The organism is Streptomyces sp. NPDC005963 (assembly GCF_040638655.1).
In the GTDB taxonomy this organism is placed as follows: Bacteria; Actinomycetota; Actinomycetes; order Streptomycetales; family Streptomycetaceae; genus Streptomyces.
This window is the reverse complement of the sequence record NZ_JBEXVD010000018.1, coordinates 135,620-157,736: the sequence shown is the minus strand read 5'-3', so window position 1 is coordinate 157,736 and position 22,117 is coordinate 135,620. Positions and strand designations below refer to the sequence as shown.

At 70.8% G+C, this 22,117-nt stretch carries 17 protein-coding genes; 4 read left to right on the top strand and 13 right to left on the bottom strand.

The window, feature by feature from the left end:
• From ABZ348_RS23265 to ABZ348_RS23235, 7 genes are all read right to left on the bottom strand, one after another.
• A partial coding sequence (locus ABZ348_RS23265; protein WP_358935959.1) for an adenosylhomocysteinase occupies window positions 1-743 on the bottom strand: 743 nt, incomplete at its 3' end.
• A gap of 580 nt (window positions 744-1,323) precedes the next feature.
• Entirely contained in the window at window positions 1,324-2,301 is a 978-nt protein-coding gene (locus tag ABZ348_RS23260) for a cation diffusion facilitator family transporter (RefSeq protein ID WP_358935957.1), read from the bottom strand.
• A 129-nt stretch (window positions 2,302-2,430) separates the two neighbouring features.
• Window positions 2,431-3,594: a mannose-6-phosphate isomerase, class I gene (manA, locus tag ABZ348_RS23255; protein WP_358935955.1), complete on the bottom strand. Its 1,164-nt coding sequence runs from the start codon at window positions 3,592-3,594 to the stop codon at window positions 2,431-2,433.
• Between the two features lie 45 nt (window positions 3,595-3,639).
• Window positions 3,640-4,776 (bottom strand): SIS domain-containing protein, encoded by a 1,137-nt coding sequence (locus tag ABZ348_RS23250; protein WP_358935953.1) that lies wholly within the window; start codon window positions 4,774-4,776, stop codon window positions 3,640-3,642.
• Window positions 4,777-4,981: 205 nt separating this feature from the next.
• A complete protein-coding gene (locus ABZ348_RS23245) occupies window positions 4,982-5,164 on the bottom strand; it encodes a Trm112 family protein (protein ID WP_329019803.1) in 183 nt (60 codons plus the stop codon).
• 485 nt (window positions 5,165-5,649) lie between these two features.
• Window positions 5,650-7,014: a phosphomannomutase/phosphoglucomutase gene (locus tag ABZ348_RS23240; RefSeq protein ID WP_358935951.1), complete on the bottom strand. Its 1,365-nt coding sequence runs from the start codon at window positions 7,012-7,014 to the stop codon at window positions 5,650-5,652.
• A 55-nt stretch (window positions 7,015-7,069) separates the two neighbouring features.
• Complete coding sequence (locus tag ABZ348_RS23235; protein ID WP_358935949.1) at window positions 7,070-7,498, bottom strand: metallopeptidase family protein; 429 nt, start codon at window positions 7,496-7,498, stop codon at window positions 7,070-7,072.
• Window positions 7,499-7,795: 297 nt separating this feature from the next.
• On the opposite strand from ABZ348_RS23235, the gene ABZ348_RS23230 reads away from it, so the two are divergent.
• Window positions 7,796-8,221: a DUF3499 domain-containing protein gene (locus ABZ348_RS23230; RefSeq protein ID WP_358880060.1), complete on the top strand. Its 426-nt coding sequence runs from the start codon at window positions 7,796-7,798 to the stop codon at window positions 8,219-8,221.
• 47 nt (window positions 8,222-8,268) lie between these two features.
• On the opposite strand, the gene ABZ348_RS23225 is transcribed toward ABZ348_RS23230, so the two are convergent.
• The 3 genes from ABZ348_RS23225 to ABZ348_RS23215 all read right to left on the bottom strand — a co-directional run bounded on the left by ABZ348_RS23225 (window position 8,269) and on the right by ABZ348_RS23215 (window position 14,605).
• The gene (locus ABZ348_RS23225; protein ID WP_358935947.1) at window positions 8,269-9,819 is read right to left on the bottom strand and encodes a DUF5719 family protein; all 1,551 of its coding nucleotides are present in this window, start codon (window positions 9,817-9,819) and stop codon (window positions 8,269-8,271) included.
• Window positions 9,816-13,388, bottom strand: a complete 3,573-nt coding sequence (locus tag ABZ348_RS23220) for a glycosyltransferase family 2 protein (RefSeq protein ID WP_358935945.1) — start codon at window positions 13,386-13,388, stop codon at window positions 9,816-9,818. The genes ABZ348_RS23225 and ABZ348_RS23220 overlap by 4 nt, the downstream gene beginning before the upstream one ends.
• A gap of 953 nt (window positions 13,389-14,341) precedes the next feature.
• Window positions 14,342-14,605 carry a WhiB family transcriptional regulator gene (locus ABZ348_RS23215; RefSeq protein WP_006348971.1) on the bottom strand — a complete coding sequence of 88 codons (264 nt, stop codon included), beginning with the start codon at window positions 14,603-14,605 and terminating at the stop codon, window positions 14,342-14,344.
• Between the two features lie 708 nt (window positions 14,606-15,313).
• Here ABZ348_RS23215 and ABZ348_RS23210 point away from each other — a divergent pair.
• The 3 genes from ABZ348_RS23210 to ABZ348_RS23200 all read left to right on the top strand — a co-directional run bounded on the left by ABZ348_RS23210 (window position 15,314) and on the right by ABZ348_RS23200 (window position 18,189).
• Window positions 15,314-15,814: a cysteine dioxygenase family protein gene (locus ABZ348_RS23210; protein ID WP_358935943.1), complete on the top strand. Its 501-nt coding sequence runs from the start codon at window positions 15,314-15,316 to the stop codon at window positions 15,812-15,814.
• Between the two features lie 126 nt (window positions 15,815-15,940).
• A complete protein-coding gene (gene cofD, locus ABZ348_RS23205) occupies window positions 15,941-16,897 on the top strand; it encodes a 2-phospho-L-lactate transferase (RefSeq protein WP_358935941.1) in 957 nt (318 codons plus the stop codon).
• On the top strand, window positions 16,894-18,189 hold the full coding sequence (locus ABZ348_RS23200; RefSeq protein ID WP_358935939.1) for a coenzyme F420-0:L-glutamate ligase: 1,296 nt from the start codon (window positions 16,894-16,896) through the stop codon (window positions 18,187-18,189). Before cofD ends, ABZ348_RS23200 begins: the two co-directional genes overlap by 4 nt.
• A gap of 15 nt (window positions 18,190-18,204) precedes the next feature.
• Here ABZ348_RS23200 and ABZ348_RS23195 read toward each other — a convergent pair whose 3' ends face one another.
• The 3 genes from ABZ348_RS23195 to ABZ348_RS23185 form a co-directional block, all read right to left on the bottom strand.
• Entirely contained in the window at window positions 18,205-19,110 is a 906-nt protein-coding gene (locus tag ABZ348_RS23195) for a DNA-3-methyladenine glycosylase 2 family protein (protein ID WP_358935982.1), read from the bottom strand.
• Window positions 19,111-19,426: 316 nt separating this feature from the next.
• Window positions 19,427-20,509, bottom strand: coding sequence for an NDP-sugar synthase (locus ABZ348_RS23190; protein ID WP_358935937.1), 1,083 nt, complete (start codon window positions 20,507-20,509; stop codon window positions 19,427-19,429).
• A 99-nt stretch (window positions 20,510-20,608) separates the two neighbouring features.
• On the bottom strand, window positions 20,609-22,000 hold the full coding sequence (locus ABZ348_RS23185) for a peptidoglycan recognition protein (RefSeq protein ID WP_358935935.1): 1,392 nt from the start codon (window positions 21,998-22,000) through the stop codon (window positions 20,609-20,611).
• Between the last annotated feature and the right edge of the window lie 117 nt (window positions 22,001-22,117).

Sequence of the window (22,117 nt, the reverse complement as noted above, 5' to 3'; positions counted from 1 at the left end):
CGGCAGCCGTACTTGTTGTCGAACTTGGACTTGGTGACGGCATCGTTCACATTGATCGCCGGGAAGAGAAGGGTGCCGTCACGGTGCATCTCGTAAAGCCGGTGGACACCCGTCGTGGTCTCCTCCGTGACGCCGCGGATCTCGGACGCCAGCCGGGTCCACTTCTGGGGCGACTCGGAGAGGGTGCGGTTGAGGACGCGGAGGATGTAGCCGTACTCCTCGCTGTCCGCCGTCGAGGGGTCGGGTGCCTGGCCCGCCTTCTCGAACTCAACGCCCTTGTGGACGAGGAGCGTCGCGTCGCCACCGTCGTCCAGGATCATGTTCGGGCCGCCGGTCGGAGTGTTGGGCCAGGTCAGCGCCTGCTCGGTGCACCACCAGTACTCCTCCAGCGTCTCGCCCTTCCAGGCGAAGACGGGAACGCCCTGGGGGTTCTCCGGGGTGCCGTTCGGGCCCACGGCGATCGCGGCGGCGGCGTGGTCCTGGGTGGAGAAGATGTTGCAGGAGGCCCAGCGGACGTCGGCGCCGAGGGCAACCAGCGTCTCGATGAGGACCGCGGTCTGGACGGTCATGTGGAGGGAGCCGGTGACCCGGGCGCCGGCGAGCGGCTGCTGCTCGGCGTACTCCTTGCGGATCGACATCAGACCGGGCATCTCGTGCTCGGCGAGGGTGATCTCCTTGCGGCCGAACTCCGCGAGGGAGAGGTCGGCGACCTTGAAGTCCTGTCCGGTGGCGACAGTCGTCATGACGAGCTGCTCCTTGTGTGGGAACACGATGAGGGATGGAAACGGCATGGCTCTGAGGCGGCGGACACACGAATGCCCGGACCGACCACAGTGCAGTCCGTCGGAGGCCCTCTCTCCACTCGGCCGGTCCGCAGGGGGACCGCCCGACCGCCATCAGCAGCGACGTCTGACTCTGCCAACGAATCTACACCGATGGCTGCGGTCGGCCCCAGCCCACGGGGAGTCAGGTTCCGGCCAGATAGGGACCGCGGTCGTCGGATGGGGACCACGGTCGAGGGCAATTGCTGCGACATCACTGCGACGCATCGGTGTTGCGACGGATCGGCGACGACGGGCCTTGATGTTCGGATCGCTGATGTCGATCACCAAGTGGGACACCCTCGTCCCGGCGGACCGGGTCGCCTCTTCCCGTGGCGGACCGACCGGTGCCAACGGGTTGTGGGTGTGAGTCTCGCCGGGTGCGGGCACTGCCTGCCTGCGCGATCGCGTCGTACCCGGGTGCGGGTGCGGGTGCGACCAGCAGAGGGTGCCGAGGACCGGGTGCCGAGGACTGGGGCGGCGGTCGGGGTCAGGGGGATGGTCAGTGGAGAGGGCCGGTGGTGGGGTCGTCGCCGGGTGCAGGGGCGGCCGGCGGGGTCTCGACCGCCGACGGATTGAAGATGTCCGGCTCCAGATAGATCACCCGGGCGATGGGGACGGCCTCGCGGACGCGCTCCTCGGCGGCGTTGATCGAGCGGGCGACCTCCTCGGCCGTGGTGTCGTTCGGCACCGCGATCTTGGCGGCCACCAGCAGTTCTTCCGGTCCCAGGTGGAGGGTGCGCATATGGATGATGCGGGTGACGGTGTCTCCGTCGACGAGCACCTGCTCGATCTTGCGCACCTCCTCGATCCCTGCGGACTCGCCGAGGAGGAGGGACTTGGTCTCGGCGGCCAGGACGATGGCGATGATGATCAGCAGGGTGCCGATGCAGAGGGTGCCGATGCCGTCCCAGAGGCCGTCGCCCGTGGCCAGTGCCAGGCTGACGCCGGCCAGGGCCAGGACGAGTCCGACGAGGGCGCCGAGATCTTCGAGGAGGACGACCGGCAGTTCGGGCGCCTTGGCCCGGCGGACGAACTGCGTCCAGGACAGGGAGCCCCTGACCAGGTTCGACTCCTTGATCGCCGTACGGAACGAGAACAGCTCCGCGATGATCGCGAAGGTGAGGACGCCCACCGGCCAGTACCAGTGCTCGATCGCGTGGGGGTGCTTGATCTTCTCGTAGCCCTCGTAGATGGCGAACATGCCACCGACCGAGAAGAGGACGATGGAGACGAGGAAGGCGTAGATGTAACGCTCGCGGCCGTAGCCGAAGGGGTGCTCGGGGGTGGCTTCGCGTTTGGCCCTGCGCCCGCCGAGCAGCAGGAGGCCCTGGTTCCCGGAGTCAGCCAGCGAGTGGACGCTTTCCGCGAGCATCGAGGACGACCCGCTGAAGAGGAACGCGAAGAACTTCGCCACCGCGATGGAGAGATTGGCGACCAGAGCCGCCACGATCGCCTTGGTGCCGCCTGACGCACTCATATGTTCCCCGTGGTCCCTTCATCGGCCTGAAAGCCGGATGGCCGGATGGCCGGATGGCCGGTGTGGACACCCGGTCACCGGCCCGTTGCGAGGGGCGACATTCTCGCAGCCCGAAGGGGTGACTGTGGGTCAGATCACCACAGTGGCGCGGAAGACGGTGCCGGGGAGGCTGCCCGTGGCGAAGGCCGTCAACGCCTCGCCGGCGGGCACGAACACGGACTCACCGGGGCCGAGGTCCAGTTCGCCCAGGGTGACGCGGCCGGACGTGCAGAGCAGGATCTGCGGGGTGTCGGCGGTGAGGTCGCTCGCGGCTGCTTCCGGGGCGAGGACGTAACGGGACAGCCGGAACTCGTCGATCGGGGTGTCGTAGACCTCTTCGCCGTGCTCGGACGCCTCGGGGCGCAGTACGGCGGGGTCGTCCGCGTCGAACCGTACGACCCTGAGCAGTTCGGGGACGTCCACGTGCTTGGGGGTGAGGCCGCAGCGCAGCACGTTGTCGGAGTTGGCCATGATCTCGATGCCGAGGCCGCTGATGTAGGCGTGCGGCACTCCGGCGCCCAGGAACATGGCTTCTCCCGGCTCCAGCCGGACGTGGTTGAGCAGCAGGGCCGCGATGACGCCGGGGTCACCGGGGAAGTGGTGTGCGATCTGGGCGTACGGGGCGTACGGTCCGCCGACGCGGCGGGCGGCGACCGCGGCTTCGGTGACGGTCGCCGCCATCTCCTCGCGGTCGGCGGTGAGCACCGCGGTGAGGAGTTCCCTCAGGGCTGCTTCCGACGGGTGCGCCTGGAGCAGGTCGACGTACGGTTTCAGGGAGTCGACGCCGAGTCCCGCCATGAGTTCGGCAGTGTCCCGGGGCGTGCGGAAGCCGCACAGTCCCTCGAAGGGCGTGAGGGCGCAGATCAGTTCGGGTTTGTGGTTGGCGTCCTTGTAGTTGCGGTGGGGGGCGTCGAGCGGGATGTGGGAGCGCTCTTCGGTGGCGTACCCCTGTTGGGCCTGGGCGAGGTCGGGGTGGACCTGGAGGGACAGGGGCGTGCCCGCGGCCAGGACCTTGAACAGGAACGGCAGGTGGGGGCCGAACTTGCGGACGGCTGCCGCGCCGAGTTCGCGTACGGGGTCGGCGGCGATCACTTCGTTGAGCGGGCCGCGTTCGAGCCGGGAGGGTGCGCCGGGGTGGGCGCCCATCCACAGTTCGGCCTGGGGTTCGCCGGTGGGCGCGACGCCGAGGAGTTCCGGGATCGCTGTCGTGGAGCCCCAGGCGTAGGGGCGCACGGTGTTGGAGAGGCGGTCCATGGTCGTTCTCGGGCCTTCCCGGTGGTGCGGAGCGCTGGAGCGGCGTTAGGAGGGGGTGGCGGGGGTCGCGAGTGCCAGGTAGACGGCCGCGAAGTCGGTGACGGCGAGGAGTTCCGCGATCGACTCCAGCAAGGCCCCCTCCTCCGGTTCGAGTTCGCTGATCGGGGTGTCGTGTCCGAGGGCGAGTTCGCGGGCTGCCGGTGCCGCCGTCAGTCCGCCGATCGGGCGGTCGCGCAGGAGGACGACCCGGGCGCGCAGGGCTTGGGGGTCTTCGACCCGGTCGCGGAAGAAGTCGTCGGGGTCCGCGCCCGCGGCGAGGGCGCCCGCGAGGAGGATGCCGTGTGCGGGCAGTGCCTCGGGCAGTTCGGCGGCGAGGGCGGGCCGGCCGGCCAGTTCGGCGAGTACGGCAGCGAAGCGGCGTCCGGCGGGGGCCGCGCCTTCGCCTTCGGTCCAGATCAGCGGAAGGCTGTCGGTGAGTTCGGCGGCGAGCGTCTTGGCCGGGTTGCTGTAGGTGGCGATGGCCGGGCCGCAGCGTTCGGCGGTGCGGTCGAGCCGATCGGCGACCTTGGCGAGCGTCTCCGGCGGGGCTTCGAGCAGGCCGACCCGGTCGAGGAGGGCGAGGAGCGGGGTGAACAGGGCCCACAGTGCGCCGGGGCTGGCCGCCAGCGTGGCCTCGTACAACTCGTGCGGTGCGGTGGCCATGGGGACGACGAGGCCGTGGGCGCCGTCGACGGCTTCGGCGACCGGGGAGCGCTGGGGGGTGACGGCGACGACCTGGCAGCCGCGGCGGTACGCCTGCTCGGTGAGGCCGGTGAGGCCCGGTTCGCTTCCGTCGGTGGTGACCACCAGGAGCAGGTCGAGCGAGCCGGCCCAGCCGGGGAGGGTCCAGCGCAGGGCGCCTGCGGCCGGGGCCACACCGGTGGGCGTGAGGCGGGTGACGGGGGCGCTCGCACCGGCCAGTGCGCCGATCAGATCGGCGACTCCGGCGGCGGCGGTGCCGGAGCCCGCCACCAGGACGGCCCGTGGGCGGCCCTCGGGATTGAGTTCGGCGATTCCCGCTTCGGCCGCGTGCCGGGCTGCGGTCCGTACGCGGGCGCCTGCTTCGGCCGCGCCGCGGAGGAGCCCTCGGCGGTCGGCGCGGGCGAGCGCTTCCGGGTCGTCGAGGAGCGACTCGTCGAGCATGGGGTGGGCCTCCGATCGCCGTGCGGGTGCTTGTACGTCAGGGGCGTGAGGGGGTGGTGGACCCGCCGGGCGTCGGGTGGCTCGGGGGTTCGTCGGCTCACGCTGTCGTGGCGGGTCACGGGCCCGTGTGGTGGCGTGTCGACGCACCGCGGGCGTATGCACCGGGTGGTGGCGGAGCGGGTGGGCGCGTCACCGGGGGCACGTGTCAGGCGGGTCGGCGGGCTTCGTCGACGAGGAGTACGGGGATGTCATCCCGCACGGGGTAGGCGAGGCCGCAGTCCTGGCCGGTGCAGATCAGCTCGGGGTCATCGGCTGCCGTGCGGTCGTCGAGGGGGGCGTGGCAGGCCGGGCAGGCGAGGATCTCAAGGAGGCCGGCTTCGAGCGGCATGGGTGCGGTGTCCTCTCGTGGTACTGCAAGTGACTCGGCGTTGGCCGGGTCTGGGTGGATTGGCCACGTCAGCGTACCGCCGGGGGAACGCGTGGGGCGCGTTCTGGCGATGCCGGGGCTGCTCCGGGACGGAAGTCCGGCCGCCGTGCGGGGGCGCGGCGTGCGGCTGACGGCGCGGTCCCCACGGAGGGGGCCAGGAAGCAGCGGGCGTCGCACGGCGCGTCCGTCCGGCTGCGGGGTGCCCTTTCCATCGGAAGGGCGGGTTCCACGAGCGCCGGGACGACTGCGAGCACAGCCTGCGGCGTCCCGTGTCGCCACCCTCGTACCGCTCGGGACGGGTGCGCCACCTGCTGGGCGCGTTCCGGCCGCTGTCGAGCGCGTCGGGCTTGCGGGCGCGACCGCGTCGGGGCGTCGGGGTTATCAGATGGCTTCATGATGCAACGGTCCGGCAGGGGGCTGGCCACCCTGCCGGACCGCTGCGGGAGCTACTCGCCCCGCACCAGCGCCAGTACCTCGTCACGCACCTTCTTCAGCGTCTCCCGGTCCCGCGCCTCGACGTTCAGACGCAGCAGCGGCTCGGTGTTGGAGGGACGGAGGTTGAACCACCAGTCCTCGGTCGTCACCGTGAGCCCGTCCAGCTCGTCCACGCTCACGCCGGGCAGGGAGGCGTACGCGTCCTTCACCGCGGCGGTCCGTCCCGCCTGGTCGTCCACGGTGGAGTTGATCTCGCCCGAGCCCTGGTAGCGGTCGTACTGGGCCAGCAGCTCGGAGAGGGTGCCCTCCTGGGAGCCGAGGGCGGCCAGGACGTGGAGCGCGGCGAGCATTCCGGTGTCCGCGTTCCAGAAGTCGCGGAAGTAGTAGTGCGCCGAGTGCTCGCCGCCGAAGATCGCGCCTGTGTTCGCCATCTCCTGCTTGATGAAGGAGTGGCCCACGCGGGTGCGTACGGGCTCGCCGCCGTTCTCGCGCACCACCTCGGGCACCGACCAGGAGGTGATCAGGTTGTGGATCACCGTGCCGCCGGGGTGCTTGGCGAGTTCACGGGCGGCGACGAGGGCGGTGATCGCGGACGGGGAGACGCCTTCGCCGCGTTCGTCCACCACGAAGCAGCGGTCGGCGTCGCCGTCGAAGGCGAGACCCAGGTCGGCGCCTTCCGCCAGGACGCGTGCCTGGAGGTCGACGATGTTCGCCGGGTCCAGGGGGTTCGCCTCGTGGTTGGGGAAGGTGCCGTCGAGCTCGAAGTACATCGGTACGAGCGTGACGGGCAGCGAGGCGAAGACGGTGGGGACGGTGTGGCCGCCCATGCCGTTTCCGGCATCGACGACGACCTTGAGGTGGCGCATCGACGACAGGTCCACGAGGGAGAGCAGATGGGCCGCGTACTCCACGAGTGTGTCGTGCTCGCTGATGGTGCCCGGCTTCTCGACGGGGGTCGGTGCCCCGGAGTCCGACCAGCTCTCCACCAGGGAGCGGATCTCCGCGAGGCCGGTGTCCTGGCCGACCGGGGCGGCGCCGGCGCGACACATCTTGATCCCGTTGTACTGGGCGGGATTGTGGGAGGCGGTGAACATGGCCCCCGGCAGCCCGAAGTGCCCGGAGGCGAAGTACAGCTGGTCGGTGGAGCAGAGGCCGATCAGGGTCACGTCGGCGCCGCGTGCCGCCGCCCCTCGGGCGAACGCCCCGGACAGCCCCGGTGACGACGGCCGCATGTCATGGCCGATGACGATCGCGTCGGCGTCCGTCACCTGGACGAAGGCCGCACCGAAGAGCTCGGCCAGCGGCTCGTCCCACTGGTCAGGCACCACCCCGCGGACGTCGTACGCCTTCACGATCTGCGACAGATCAGCAGTCACGGGTCAACTCCTCCTGAAAACTCTGCGGTCGCATCAAACTACCGGCATTCGCTCATCAGTCCTGGCCGTAGCGCGGATCGACCGACTCGGGGGCGAGTCCGAGCAACTCGGCCACCTGCTCCACCACGACCTCGTGGACGAGCAGTGCGCGCTCCTCGCGGTTCTTGGTCCGGATCTCGACCGGTCGTCGGTAGACCACGACCCGTGCCGGCCGCCCCTTCTCGGCTGAGGACGAGCTGCCGAGCGGCACCGATTCCTCCGGTGCACCGGGCACGTCCATGACGAGGAAGTCGACGTCGGCGAGTTGTGGCCACCGCCGCTCAAGCCGTTCCACGGAGTCCTGCACCAGGTCCTGGAAGGACTCGGCCCGGCTGGCGGCCAGGGGCACCTGCGGTGGGGCGACGGGTCCGCGCATACCCCGGCCGTGGCGGTCACGACGGCGTGGCCGCGGCTCGGCCGGGTGAGGCGGTACAGGACTGTCCATCACTGACGCAGGGTAGCCCTCCGAAACACACCGCGGCCGGGTACGCGCGGGGGAAACCGCACAGGAGACCGAACTCAGCCACGAGGTGTCGCCAAATGAACGTTCGAGTCGCACTTCAGTGCGGTTAGGAAGCTGATTTCGATCATCGAATGGACGGTGAATGACCTGATTAATGGCACGCCCTGACCGATCCATAGGGGGCAGTCTTCGGCGGTCCACCCTTTCACCGCAGGTCAGCGCGGTGGCTCGGGGAACGTCCGAACAAGTCCTCAGACCACGACACGGTGGAGTGACCTGGTGGAGAGTCGTCGCAGCCCGCTCAAGAGTGCGGTACCGTCCAACGTCGTGAGCCCTGTACGTCGCTGTTCGCGCACCGCCTGCGGCCGTCCTGCCGTCGCGACACTGACGTACGTCTATGCCGACTCGACCGCAGTCCTCGGCCCGCTCGCCACCTACGCCGAACCCCACTGCTACGACCTGTGCGCCGAGCACAGCGAACGCCTCACGGCGCCGCGCGGCTGGGAGGTCGTCCGTCTCACGGACGGTTCGGCTCCGGCCCGTCCCAGTGGGGACGATCTTGAGGCGTTGGCCAATGCCGTCCGGGAGGCCGCGCGCCCCCAGGGACGTGCCGCCGAGGCCGCCCAGAACGGGCGCCGGGGCGCCGACCCCATGGAGGTCGCCCGCCGAGGCCATCTCCGGGTGCTCCGCTCCCCCGATTCCTGAAGCACCCGACCGACTCCTGAAGCACCTGACCCCGTCAAGTCCGGGACTCAGTCCAGAACGGTGAGTTCGTCCGTCACGCGCGGCACCGCCACCGTGCCGCGATCGTCCGACAACGTCTGGATCGTGAACGCCGCGACACCGCCCAGCGGTAGGGCGAGCGCCCGCGACGCGTGCACCGGACCGCCGGACTCCACACCCACGGTCAGGGCGTAGGACCCCTTCAACCCGGCCGGCACCGGCGGGGCGAACGACCGGGTGGTGCCCGCGGGCACCTCGTACGTCTGCACCAAGGGCGTGCCGCCTTCGGTGCCCGACGAGGCGGTCACCCGAACCCGCGCCGCCGCACCTGGTGCCGTCAGCGAGAGCGTCGTGCCCTTGGCCCGATTGTCCGCGATCGAGGCGCGGGCACCCACCGGCGCCGTCGCCGGGATGAACGCGATCTCCTGCTTCGTCCCCTTGCCCCGAACCACGCGCAGTGCGGCGACCACCGGGGTCGCCCGTCCGCGCTGCACCGGGCTGAGGACCAGGGAACCCGCCTCGCCGCGGGTGACGTCCCGGAGCTCGATGCTCGCCGTCATCCCCGACTTCACGTGCAGGCTCTCCGCGCCGGCGGGGACGATCTTCCCACCGGGGCCGGCGAGCTGGATCTTGAGGTCGGCGTCGTCCTCACCCGGGGCGAAGGCCACCAGGCGCACCGACGTGGCATCGGCCGGAATGCCGGGCAGTACCGCGTTCGCGGAGGGGTCGGCGGTCGCGTTCAACCAGTCGCTGCCCTCGGCGGCGACCGCGGCACCCGCCTTCCCCGCAGCCGGGCGGGTCTCGGCGACCCGGACCGCCGCACCGACCCGGCCGGAGCGGGTCGCGACGCGCACGGTCACGTCCTCGGCGACATCGGCCGTCAACGTCGACAGCAGCACCGGAACGCTGGAGCCGGCCGGCACCGGAATGCCCTCGGTGACGGTGGTGCGCAGCAGACCGCCTTTGCCGTACAACTCGACGTCCACGACGGCGGGAATGTCGTCGGGGTTGGTGAGGTGCACGTAGTCCTGGCGTTCCTCGGCCGTGGACGCGCCGGGGAAGAAGAGTTCCGCGCTCGGGACGGAGCAGTTGACTCCGAGCAGCCCTCTGCCGTCGCCCTTGGCCACGGTGGTCAACTGGGCGGTCCAACCGGGGGCCAGCCGTCCGGTGGCGGTGCCCACGAGTGCGGGGGCGGTGGCCGCAGTGGTCCTGACGGTGGCCGGTCGACCTGGTTCGGTGAGCGCCAGGAGCGGTTTGCCTTCGGTCGCGGGTCGGCTGACGGGCGCCTTCTTGGGCCCGGCGGTGCGGTCCGTGAGCGCCGCCACCGAACGCTTCAGTTCGGCGGTGCCCTTGACGGCGCTCCCCGAGCCGAGGGGGGTGTACGAGGTGTACGTGGTCTCGGCGGCCTCGGTTCCGCCGGGCGCGGGGCAGAGCAGATGGACGCGCTCGACCGGCAGCCGGGCGGGGGCCTTGGCCTGCGTGGGTACGTCGTCGGTGTCCGGCGCGGTGATCGCGGCGATGCCGGTGACCGCGGCGAGCGCGGTCACGGCGGCCAGCAGGGACAGGGTCGTGCGCTTCACTCTGACGTGCCTCTGGTCGCGTTGGGATCTGCATCGTGGTCGACGGCGGGTCGTGCCGGGTCGCCGTCGGACCCGCCGCGGCGGGCGCCGGGTGCATACGGGTCGGGTGCGTGGGCGTCGGCTGCGTACGCCTCGCGGTCGGACCGTGGGCGGCGGGGCTGCGGAGTCCGCTCGGAGCGCAGGCCCCCGGGCCGGAGCGACGGGTCGTCCGCGTCCCCGGTCCCGAACGAGGGAGCGTCCCCGCTCCCGTACAAGGACAGCGTGCCGTGGGTGGTCGCGTACGCCGCTTCGGAGGGTGTGCCCGAAGCGCCGACCGTACGACTCGATCCGCCCACGGGCTGCGGGGGAACCCCGGACCGCAGGCGCGAGGGTTGGGTGGGGACCGCGATGGTCTCTTCCGGAAGGTCGTCGTCGAGTCGGGCGCGCCGCCCGGGAAGCGCGAGGACGACCAGGAGGAACAGCAGGCCGGCCTGGGTCCAGAGCCATCCGGTGCGCCCAGTGGGGTTCTCGTGGGTGAGGATCAGCCGTCCGCCCGCCGCCGGGAGTTCGAAGCCCTGTGCCCAGCCGTCGACGCGCGTCTTCGGCAGGGGGCGGCCGTCTAGCGTGGCGCGCCAGCCGGCGTCGGCGCGATCCGCGATCCGCAGGACGCGGCCTTCCGTGCCGGACGGGATCCGGGTGTCGGCGCCGACGGTGTCCGACGCGACCGGGAGGGGGTCCCGTCCGCCGTCGACGATCATGGCCCGGGCGACCTGGCGGTCGACGCGCCACAGGGCGCCGCCGTCCAGTCGGCTCAGCCGTCCGAGACCGGGGGTGGCGTCGAGGGTGCGGCTGATCTGCTCGGGCGCTCCCTCGCGCACCAGGACGTAACGGATCGCGAAACCGCTGAGCTGACGGGTCTGGTCCGCCCCCGAGCCCGCAACGAGGTGCGCGACGACCTGGTCGAGGTGCTCGTCGCCGCCGCCGGCCGCGGCGAGTTCCGCATCGCCGAGCCGGCTGCCGACCCCGCGCACCAGGGTGTACGGGACGTGCGCGGCCGAGGTGCCGCCCAGGACCAAGGTGCGCGGCTGGTCCTTGGTGTCGCTCTCCTCGGCGACGAACGGGGGCACCTGAACGGGATCGCGGCGTTCGAGGGGTCCGGCGGCACCGCTGATCATCCAGTTCGCCGCGGCGACGAGCGGACCGACGGCCGCGACGACGGCGACCAGGGCCGCGGCCGGTTGACGCCAGCCGAAGTTCTGCGCGCCCGCTCGGGTGCGGCCGAGTTCGGCGCCGAGGACGGCGGCGACCAGGAGCGCGATGCCGTAGACGAGGGTGGCGGGTCCGGCCCAGCCGCTGCGGTTGCTCAGTACGGCGAAGACCAGCGCGACCAGTGCCACCACCCATGCGGCACGGATCGGGAGTTGTCGTTCGTCGCGCAGTAGTGCGGCGAGCGCGGCGAGCACCACGCCGACGAGCACGATCCCGCCGAGGGTCTTGGGGCCCCCGGGGCTGATGCCGAGCAGGTCGAGCGCGGAGGCACCGCCGGAATCGAGGTCGAGGCCGGCTTCGCGCAGCAGCGCGGAGGGGTCGCTCAGCAGCGAGAGCGACCAGGGTGCGAGCAGGACCACGGGAGTGCCGACGGCGGCCACGAACCTCAGGGCGTGCGCGGTGAAATCGTGGCGGCGCAGGACGAGGACGCCGGCCCCGAGGACCACGGCGAGCGGCCAGACGATGGGCGTGAACGCCATCGCCAACGCCAGGAGCAGGGCGTACGCCCAAGTCGCGCGCCAGGTGCCCCGTACACCCGGGTGCTGGAACCCATGGGCGGCGACGGCGGTGCGGGCGAGGAACGGCAGCACGATCGCGAGGACCGCCGTGCCCAGTCGTCCGGTGGCGAGCGCTCCGGTGGCGGCGGGAAGGAATGCGTACGCCACGCTCGCCCAGGCCCTCAGCAGTCGGGAGCCGACCAGGGAGCGGGAGGCGAAGTAGGCGCTCAGACCGGCGAGGGGAACCGAGCAGACGAGGAGCACGGTCAGTGCGAAGCCCGTGGAGCCGAGGAAGAGGGCGGACAGACCGGCCAGCACCGCGAGATAGGGAGGTGTGGTCTGGGTGCCGCCGGTGCCGAGCGGATGCCAGGTCTCGGTGTAGCGGGCCCAGAGTTCGGACACCTCGGCGGGTGCCGGCAGCAGAGCGCCGCCCATGAGCGTGCCACCGCCGAAGAGGCCCCGGCAGGCGACGACGGAGACGATCAGCAGCAGGGCGAACAGCACGGGTTCGGGCTGCCGGCCGAGCTTCTTGAGCCGGGCGAACTGCTCGACCTCCAGGAAGTCGGCGTCCTCACCACCCGGGCCCGACTCCACGGCGCCGTGCCGCGATCCCGTGTCCGATGCGTCGCCGCCGGTGCTGAAGTGCCCCATCGTCTGCTCGACGGTGGCCTTGACGGTGGCGCCGCGCGGCGGGAAGAGGGGGCGCAGTTCACGGGCGTCGGCCGCACGCGTACGAGCCCGCCTGCGGCGGCCGGCGATGATGCGCTCGGGGCGCAGCAGGGTGGCGACGAGCGCGCCGATCTCGTCTATGGCGTGGCCGGGCGCCTTGCCGAGGAGATTGGCGACGGTGCGGAGCAGGGTGCCGAGCACGATCCGCAGCAGGACGTAGGGCAGGGCCGCGAGCCGGGTGTTGGTGAGCAGGGTGTAGATGGCGCCGGCCTTGGCGACGCGGTGCGGACTGGCGGCGGAGCGGCCTGCGCAGTCGACGGTGCGGCGTTCGCGCGATGCGGCTTCGGCGTGGTGCAGGACGGCTTCGGGTGCGATCAGCACGCGGTGTCCGGCGTTCTGGGCCCGCCAGCAGAGGTCGATGTCGTCGCGCATCAGCGGGAGCCTGCGGTCGAAGCCGCCGAGCTGCTCGAAGACGTCACGGCGGATGAGCATCCCGGCAGAGGAGACGGACAGGACGGTCCGTACCTGGTCGTGTTGACCCTGGTCCTGTTCCCGGCGGTCGAGGCCGGTCCAGCGACGACCGCTGTTGGCGATGGAGACGCCGACTTCGAGGAGTTGGCGGCGGTCGTACCAGCCGCGGAGCTTGGGGCCGGCCACGGCGGCCTGGTCGTCGGCGTCGACGACGCGCAGCAGTTCGGCGAGCGCGTCCGGCTCGGGCGCGCTGTCGTCGTGGAGCAGCCAGAGCCATTGGACCGGCTCGCCGTAGGGGAGTTCCGGCATGTCGTAGGCGTCGTCGTGCCAGGTCCTGGTGACGGGGTCCCAGCCGCTGGGCCGCTTGAGGTACGGCAGGTCCTCCGGGGTGAGCACGGGGGCGGTGCGCACGGCTTCGTCGACCGCGGCCCCGAAGCCGGTACGGCGCGCGAGGTGGAGCACTCGATGGGAGCCGAGGGAGTCGGTCAGCAGCCGCGCGGACTCGTCGGCGCTGCCGGTGTCCGCGGCGATGACGTTCTGTACGGGGCGTTCCTGGCCGAGGAGTCCGGCGAGGGTGTCGGGGAGCCAGCGTGCGCCGTCGTGGGAGACGAGCACGGCGGTGACGACGTGCCGGGGGAACTCCTGCGGATGTGCGGGGGAGAACGCGGCTGTGGTGGCGGACATCGAGGTACGGGCCCTCCGGCCGGGGTCGCCCCCTGCGGGGGCGCTGAAGCATCTGGGACGGGGCCCAACACTAACGGTAGGGAAAAGGGGTGGGGCGCTAAGCGATGTGACGTGCGGGGCGAAGTGTGCTGTTGGGGCGCGAGATGTGCATCCGGCGTCTGGGGCAGCTGATATGAGGGCCATTCGGGGCTGTACGGGCAGCTCACCGTGGGAGAAGTGCCGGGAGTGGCGGTGGATGCTGCGCCCCGGTGACCCGCGGCTCCCCGGGCGTATCCCTCCGGCCCGGGGCGTATCCCCGGCACTCCCCCACCCGTTGGAAAGGGGAACGAGGGCACGTCGGCTCAGGGGGACGGTCGGGAGCAAAGCCGGGCCGATGCACGGGGCTGGGGGCTGCCGATCGGGGCTGCCAGCCGGTGCCAGCCGGTGCCAGTCGGCATCGGGCGGCGGCATCGGGCGGTCGGCTTGAGCGCGGCCTGGGTGCCGCTTGCGGGTCGCTTGGGCGAGAGCCGGGGTGCAAAGTCCACGGAGGGATAGGGGTTGGGCGGTTCCGGGGGTCTCGGGACGGACGGTCCCGGAGGGGAAGGGTCGCCGATGGCACACCAGGACCGTCATCCGTTCGGCGGAAGAGATGACGGGGCGGGGCGCGAAGGGGGGTGCAACCAAGCCCGCGGTGACGGTCGGTCACTCGGCCCGGGCAGAGCGTGGGGTGCGCACCCGCTCGGCGCCACCCCAAGGTGTTCGTGTCTTCCACCGGAAGATATGCGTCGGTCGATGGTTCGGATATCCCGGACGGAGGAAGGCGACGGCACCGGGGGCGACCGGGAAATGCGTTCGAGGCTCGGGATCTGCACTCATGAAAGCGGTTCGCCGGAGGCGATCGGAACGCGGCCGACGAACCGTCTTCAATACGCTTATGTGTCGTTCAGTCAGGTTCGGTATAACCGTTCGGTTTTTCAGACGGCAGCCTTCTTCAATCGTCGCCGCTCCCGTTCGGACAGCCCACCCCAGATACCGAATCTCTCATCGTTGGCCAGGGCGTACTCAAGGCATTCCGAACGGACTTCGCAGGCGAGGCAGACCTTTTTCGCCTCGCGAGTAGAGCCGCCCTTTTCGGGGAAGAAGGACTCGGGATCGGTCTGCGCGCACAACGCGCGCTCTTGCCAGCCGATTTCGTCATCCGCGTCCTCGACCAGCAGTTGTTCGAACAGCTCGGTCATGTGCGCCCCTCGTCTGTCTTTTCGTCCCCGTGATGTTGCCGATGTTGCCGTGATCGATATCGGCCGAACGACACGAGTGAAATTACAAGTGTGTGCATCCGGGCCAGTCAAGCCGGGATCTGCTATTGGGCCCCGTATTCACTCTGCGGAACCAAGGCTATGCGGAAAGTGTTCAAATCACCAAAAACCTGACACCCGCCAGCAGACCCGCTCCGCACTCACGCACGCCTCCTCACCGAAGAGGACGACGCCGGCTTCGATCTTGTTGCGAACGGGCCGCTGAAGCGATCCGGATCACAGTCCGACCCCAAGACCGCCGTGACCTCCACAAACGCGGCAGACGCAGCGAGCGCGGTTGCTGCCGCATGTGTCCCCGCCCCCCACTGAACAAACCTTTCTCCGGATTCCGTAACCGGATGAGGTGAAACATTGCCGCCAAATCGGTCACTGAGTTGACATGAAAGAGGCGAAGCCGGCACCTTGGATGTCATGCCAGCCACCTCAGCGCCTCTCGCGACCCCCGCACGAGGGTTCCGCAACGCTGTCCAGGTGCGCTGTTGCTGTTGCTGTTCCAGCTGTTGATGCCCTAGAGCTCCAGCACTTCCCTCCGCCGGCCCGCTCGGCCGCAGCACGCCACCACTGCTTCCCGCGCGCAACGCACCCCCACGCCGCCCGTGCACCGTTCATCGCCGAGGACCCACGCATCCCATGAACAGCGACAGCGACCTCCAGATCGCCGGCGACATCCTCGCCGTGCAGCACCTCCTCCAGCCCGCGCCGGAGCACCCCTCCACCATCTCCGACTTCGTCGGCCTCGCACGCTCCATCGCGGCCGACCGCACCCGCTGGGCCCACCTCGTCGAGTACGACGCGGCGAGCCGCTGGTACCACCGACTCGCCGCAGGCCCCGGCCACGAGGTGTGGCTCCTGTCCTGGGTACCGGGCCAACGCAGCGGACTCCACGACCACGGCCCCTCCTCCGGAGTGCTCACCGTCCTCGACGGACAGCTCACCGAACGCACCCCCCGCGGCTCCCGCGAACTGACGGCGGGCGCCCAACGCGTGTTCGCACCCGGTTACGTCCACGAAGTGGTCAACGACTCGCTCGAACCAGCCGTGTCCCTGCACATCTACTTCCCCGGCCTGACCGAAATGCCGATGCACTCCGCCCAGTGCTCCCCCGCCACCCTCGACGCAGTACCGGCCTGACCCCGAACGAAGGCAGGCACCACCCGACCACCACCCCGACAACGATCAGGCTTCGCCTGACAGCCCCACCCGCCACCCGACCACCACCCCGACAACGATCAGGCTTCGCCTGACAGACTGTTTTGTATGCGCATTGTGGTTTTGGCCGGCGGTATCGGTGGTGCTCGTTTTCTGCGCGGCCTCTTGCAGGCCGCACCGGAGGCGGACATCACCGTGATCGGGAACACCGGTGACGACATCCATCTGTTCGGGCTCAAGGTCTGCCCCGACCTCGACACCGTGATGTACACGCTCGGCGGCGGCATCAACGAGGAGCAGGGCTGGGGACGCACCGACGAGAGCTTCCAGGTGAAGGAGGAACTGGCCGCGTACGGCGTGGGCCCCGAGTGGTTCGGGCTCGGCGACCGGGACTTCGCCACCCACATCGTCCGCACCCAGATGCTCGCCGCCGGCTACCCGCTCAGCGCGGTCACGGAGGCGCTCTGCACCCGTTGGAACCCCGGCGTCCGGCTGCTGCCCATGTCCGACGACCGCGTCGAGACCCATGTCGCCGTCGAGATCGACGGCGAACGCAAGGTCATCCACTTCCAGGAGTACTGGGTCAAGCTGCGGGCGTCCGTCGCCGCTGAGGCGATCGTGCCCGTCGGAGCCGAGCAGGCGAAGCCCGCACCCGGCGTGCTGGAGGCGATCGCCGCAGCCGACCTCATCCTCTTCCCGCCGTCCAACCCCGTCGTCAGCGTGGGCACCATCCTGGCCGTCCCCGGCATCAGGGAGGCCATCGCCGAAGCGGGGGTCCCCGTCGTCGGACTCTCACCGATCGTCGGGAACGCGCCCGTGCGGGGCATGGCGGACAAGGTGCTCGCCGCCGTCGGCGTGGAGGCCACGGCAGCGGCCGTCGCCGCCCACTACGGCTCCGGGCTCCTCGACGGCTGGCTCGTGGACACCGTCGACGCCGACACCGTCGCCGATGTGGAGGCCGCGGGCATCCGCTGCCGTGCCGTCCCCCTGATGATGACCGACCAGGACGCCACCGCCGAGATGGCCCGGCAGGCCCTCGACCTCGCATCGGAGGTCCAGGCATGACGTCGTACACCGTCCACGCCCTGACCGGGCTGCCGGAGATCGCGCCGGGCGACGACCTCGCCAAGCTGATCGCCACCGCCCGTCCGGACCTCGTGGACGGCGACATCCTCCTCATCACCTCCAAGATCGTCAGCAAGGCGGAGGGTCGTGTACTGGCGGCCGATGACCGCGAGAGCGCGATCGACGCGGAGACCGTCCGGGTGGTCGCGCGGCGAGGCCCCGTCCGCATCGTCGAGAACCGCCAGGGACTCGTGATGGCCGCTGCCGGTGTCGACGCCTCCAACACGCCCGCGGGAACCGTGCTGCTCCTGCCCGAGGACCCCGACGCCTCGGCCCGCCTCATCCGGGACGGGCTGCGGCAGCACCTCGGCGTGGATCTCGGCGTGCTCGTCACCGACACCTTCGGACGGCCCTGGCGCAACGGGGTCACCGACGTCGCCATCGGCGCCGCAGGCGTCCGGGTGCTCGACGATCTACGCGGCGGCACCGACGCCCACGGCAACCCGCTGAGCGCCACCATCGTCGCCCTCGCCGATGAACTCGCCGCCGCAGGTGACCTGATCAAGGGGAAGACGTCCGGGTTCCCCGTCGCCGTCGTCAGCGGTCTGGGGCATCTGGTCGGCCCCACCACCGACGAGGGCGCCCGTGCGATCGTCCGCCCGGCCGCCGAGGACATGTTCCGGCTCGGCACGTCAGAAGCGGTACGGGAGGCGGTCACCCAGCGGCGTACCGTACGCGAGTTCACCGACGAACCGGTCGATCCCGCAGCGGTCCGCCGGGCGGTTGCGGCAGCGGTCACCGCCCCGGCACCGCACCACACGACCCCCTGGCGCTTCGTCCTCCTCGAAACCGCCGCTGCGCGCCGGGAACTCCTTGACGCCATGCGTGACGCCTGGATCGCCGACCTGCGACGCGACGGCAAGTCGGAGGAGTCCATCGCCAAGCGGATCCGTCGCGGCGATGTGCTCCGCAGGGCCCCCTACCTCGTCGTCCCCTGTCTGGTCATGGACGGTTCGCACCACTATGGGGACGGTCGGCGCGACACCGCGGAGCGGGAGATGTTCGTCGTCGCGACCGGTGCGGGCGTGCAGAACTTCCTGGTGGCGCTCGCCGGTGAGCGGCTCGGCTCGGCCTGGGTGTCGTCGACCATGTTCTGCCGCGACGTCGTCCGCGAGGTGCTGCGGCTGCCCGCGGACTGGGACCCGATGGGCGCCGTGGCCGTGGGGCACGCGGCAGCGCCACCCAAGCAACGACCGGCGCGCGAGGCCGACGCCTTTATCGAACTGCGCTGACCTCGGACCCGACGGTCACAGCAGCCCGATGTCGACCTTGGGCATCTTGGGGGTGCGGCGCGCCGGGACCCGACCGCTAAGCAGGATCAACCGTGCCGCACGGTGACGCTGGCCGGCATAGGGAGCGAGTAGTTCCAGCATGGCCGCGTCATCGGCGTCGCGGTCGCCCGCCAGCGCCCAGCCGACGATGCCCGGCAGATGGAGGTCACCGATCGTCAGGGCGTCGGGTGCGCCGTGGCTGCGCTGGATGGTCTCGGCGGACGTCCAGGGGCCGATGCCCGGGACCAGCTCCAGACGCCGCTGGGCCTGCTCGGGAGCGAGCGTGACGGCCTCCTCCAGCCGGCGGGCCACCCTCACTGCGCGCAGGATGGTGGACGCCCGCTTGTCGTCGACCCCTGCCCGATGCCACTCCCACGACGGAATGAGCGCCCACGTGCGGGGTTCGGGCACCACATGGAGTCCGGCCATCGGCCCGGGTGCGGGCTCGCCGTACTTGCGCACCAACAGCCGCCAGGCGCGGTACGCCTCGTCCGTGGTGACCTTCTGTTCCAGCACGGAGGGGATCAAGGACTCCAACACCAGTCCGGTACGGGTCAGGCGCAGTCCCGGACGTCGGTGTCGGGTGATGGCGAGGAGGCGGTGGCGCGGTGTGAGCGCGTCCGGGTCGTCCTCGGCGCCCAGCAGCGCCGGCAGCCCGTCCAGCAGCCATGCGGCGCCGGGTCCCCACGCCTGGGCCTCGACCTCGGTGCGGTCCGCTCCCATCGCGACCCTGAGCGTGCCGGGTCCCTGCGGGGTGCGGCTGGTCCGCCAGAAGGAGCCGTCGCGAGCGGCCCGATAGGTGGGATCGGCAGGGCCCCGCCGCAACGGGGTGAGTGCGAGTGCCAGATCGAGGGGCCAGGGCGGGGTCCAGGTGCGCGCCAGCGCGGGGCCGGTCCCCGGATCCGTCCGCTCGGAGGCCCCTCGTACGGCGGTTTCCCGACGCGGCGAGCCCTGCCCGGGGGTGCGCGGACCACGGGTGCGCTGGCCGGGTGGGCGGGCGCCGGGGTCTTCGGGGGTGAAACGGCCTGACACGAGGGTCCTCAAGGGATAGCTGGTGCTACCGAGGGTAGGCGCTGTGCGGGGTGCCCTGTGGTGCCGGGGTGGGCGAGGAACGTACACACCGGCGTGAGCCCTTGGGAACCGAGGGCGCAGTGGGTTGTCGTCCACGCCCTCGGCCCCGCTCAGTCGCTTTCCCCGCCTACTGGTCGGACGAGAAGCGGACCGCTCCCGGCGGGAGGGTCGCGTCGCACCACACGCGGGCGCCGTCGCGCAGTTCGTTGTCCGCGCCCACGACCGCGCCGTCGCCGATGACCGCTCCCGAGAGGGCGACCCGTTCGCCGATCCTCGCTCCCACGCCGACCAGGGACGAGGTGATCACGGCACCCTCCTCCACCACGGCGCCCGCCAGCACCACACTGCCGTCGATGCGCGCGCCCGGGTGGACCACTGCGCCCTCGCAGACGACCGTCCCACCGGTGAGTTTGGCGTCCACGGCCACCGAAGCGGATTCCAGTACGAGGCGGTCGCCGCACCGTCCGGGCACCGCGGGGGACGGAGCGCGTCCGAGGACCAGGTCCGCCGAGCCGCGGACGAACGCCTGTGGGGTCCCCAGGTCGAGCCAGTAGGTGGAATCCACCATGCCGTGCAGATGGGCGCCCGCTGCCAGCAGTTCGGGGAACGTCTCGCGCTCCACGGACACCGGTCGCCCGGTGGGGATGGAGTCGATGACCGAGCGGCGGAAGACGTACGCCCCCGCGTTGATCTGGTCGGTGACGATCTCTTCCGGGGTCTGCGGCTTCTCCAGGAAGGCGGTCACCCGACCGCTGTCGTCGGTCGGCACCAGCCCGAAGGCCCGTGGGTCCGTGACCCGCGTCAGGTGCAGGGACACGTCCGCGCCCGATGTCCGGTGGGTGTCCACCAGGGCTCGGATGTCGAGGCCGGTGAGGATGTCGCCGTTGAAGACCAGGACCGGTTCGTCCGGTGCGGACCGCAGCCGTTCGGCGACGTTGCGGATCGCGCCGCCGGTGCCGAGGGGCTCGTCCTCGGTGACGTACTCCAGGCTGAGCCCGAGTGAGGAACCGTCACCGAAGTAGGGCTCGAAGACCTCGGCCAGATAGGAGGTCGCGAGCACTATGTGCTCGACGCCGGCGGCGCGTGCCCGCGCCAACTGGTGGGTCAGGAAGGGGACGCCCGCGGCCGGAACCATCGGCTTCGGCGTGTTGACGGTGAGCGGACGCAGTCGCGTGCCCTTGCCTCCGACCAGGAGGATCGCTTCTGTCACCTTTGTCGTCTCTGCTTCCTGTTTCAAGGCCGGAGTGGTCACTCGTTCGAGACCGGCAAGTCTATGCAGTGGATATGCCGTGGTTGGTACGTTTCCGGATTACTCGCGTCCCTGATAGCCAGCGGAGGCGGTCCGGATGGCGCCGAGCTTGCTGTAGAGGCGGGCGCCCGGGCAGTCGGTGGCGAAGGCGTTCCGGTGCCCGGCGATCACGTTGAAGCTGACCTTCTTGCCCTTGGCGTGCTTGCCGCTCCCCCCTGAAGTCAGCGTCACCTTGCCCTTCGGGTTGCGCTTGAACAGCCCGAGTTTCCAGGCGGTCAGCCTGGCGACCGCGGTCACGGCTGCCGCGGGCGGATTGGTGTGACTGTATGTGCCGAGCAGGGCGATTCCCATGCTGTTGCTGTTGAAACCGAGCGTGTGTGCCCCGAGCACCGCTTTGGTCACGCCTCCTGCGCGTCCTTCGTAGATGGTTCCGCACTTGTCGATGGCGAAGTTGTAGCCGAAGTCCCGCCATCCACTGCTCACAACGTGGTAGCGGTAGATACTGCGGAGAACGGATGGTGCCTGCTTGCAGGTGTAACTGTTGCCTGTGGCGCTGTGGTGGACGAATGCGGCTTTGACCGTCGATGTGTAGGCGAACTTCTTCTCCCGGAGCGATTCGTCCGCTCCCCAGCCCTTACGGGTGATGATCTTCGGACGGGGCCCGATGTACGAAGCGGCTGCGGCTTCCGCCTTCGGTGCGGGCTGGGAGGTTTGCGGGGGTTGAGCGGCGCCCAACCCGGCGGGCTTGCCCACGAGGTTCCACACATCCGTGAGGTCCGGCAGGTAGGTGGCGCCCGGCAAGACGACTCCAGGGACGACGACGCCGGGTTCATCCTTGGACCTGCCGACGCCCGGTTGGTCGGTGCCCGACACCTGCGGGTCGGCGCCGGGATCGACGAGTTCGAGTTGCAGTCCGTCGGGCAGTGCCTTCGCGTGCGGGGCGTCGGGACGGACCCGTACCTCGACGCCGTCGGAGGCTCCCACCCACAGCGGAGCGGTGGCCCCTCGGGTGCGCTCCGATCTGGCCTCGGACGTGTCGGGGTCGGCGCCGTGTTCGTGAGTGTGCGCCTCCACACCCTGCCAGGGCGACCAACGGCCGGTGGCGAGCGTTCTCGTACGGACCTCGACGGTGCCCGCGAGTTCGGCGGCCGGGTCCTTCCACACCACTCCGACCAGCGAGAACGGGCCGATGCCCACGGTGCGCAGCCCTCGTTCCCCGGTGGGTGCCAGGGACCGGTTCGCCGTGGGGTCCAGGCGCAGGGAGCGGGTCGAGCCGGGCGGGTTCGGGGTCGGTTCGAGGGCGGATCGACCCGCTGGGGCGTCGGCCTGAGCCGGTGACGACGGAGGTGGGGGCGGCGCGGCCAGAGCGGGCACGGCCAGTGCGAGCGAAAGCGGAAGGACGAGCGCGGCTGAGGCCGCGACACCGATCGGGGAAGCCAGGAATCCACGCATACGGAAGATCGTGGTCCGCACTGCCCGAGCTCGCCCGTTGGGAAACTGACGGCTCGTCGGTCCAACCGGAGTACGCCGTCACCGGTACGGCGGTTCGGCCATCGAACCCTGCGCGTA

What these genes read in the sequence shown, in the direction of transcription:
- ABZ348_RS23260 (WP_358935957.1), bottom strand. Translation starts at nt 2,301, where the DNA reads ATGAGTGCGTCAGGCGGCACCAAGGCGATCGTGGCGGCTCTGGTCGCC.
- manA (WP_358935955.1), bottom strand. Translation starts at nt 3,594, where the DNA reads ATGGACCGCCTCTCCAACACCGTGCGCCCCTACGCCTGGGGCTCCACG.
- ABZ348_RS23250 (WP_358935953.1), bottom strand. Translation starts at nt 4,776, where the DNA reads ATGCTCGACGAGTCGCTCCTCGACGACCCGGAAGCGCTCGCCCGCGCC.
- ABZ348_RS23245 (WP_329019803.1), bottom strand. Translation starts at nt 5,164, where the DNA reads ATGCCGCTCGAAGCCGGCCTCCTTGAGATCCTCGCCTGCCCGGCCTGC.
- ABZ348_RS23235 (WP_358935949.1), bottom strand. Translation starts at nt 7,498, where the DNA reads ATGGACAGTCCTGTACCGCCTCACCCGGCCGAGCCGCGGCCACGCCGT.
- ABZ348_RS23220 (WP_358935945.1), bottom strand. Translation starts at nt 13,388, where the DNA reads ATGTCCGCCACCACAGCCGCGTTCTCCCCCGCACATCCGCAGGAGTTC.
- ABZ348_RS23215 (WP_006348971.1), bottom strand. Translation starts at nt 14,605, where the DNA reads ATGACCGAGCTGTTCGAACAACTGCTGGTCGAGGACGCGGATGACGAA.
- ABZ348_RS23210 (WP_358935943.1), top strand. Translation starts at nt 15,314, where the DNA reads ATGAACAGCGACAGCGACCTCCAGATCGCCGGCGACATCCTCGCCGTG.
- cofD (WP_358935941.1), top strand. Translation starts at nt 15,941, where the DNA reads ATGCGCATTGTGGTTTTGGCCGGCGGTATCGGTGGTGCTCGTTTTCTG.
- ABZ348_RS23200 (WP_358935939.1), top strand. Translation starts at nt 16,894, where the DNA reads ATGACGTCGTACACCGTCCACGCCCTGACCGGGCTGCCGGAGATCGCG.
- ABZ348_RS23185 (WP_358935935.1), bottom strand. Translation starts at nt 22,000, where the DNA reads ATGCGTGGATTCCTGGCTTCCCCGATCGGTGTCGCGGCCTCAGCCGCG.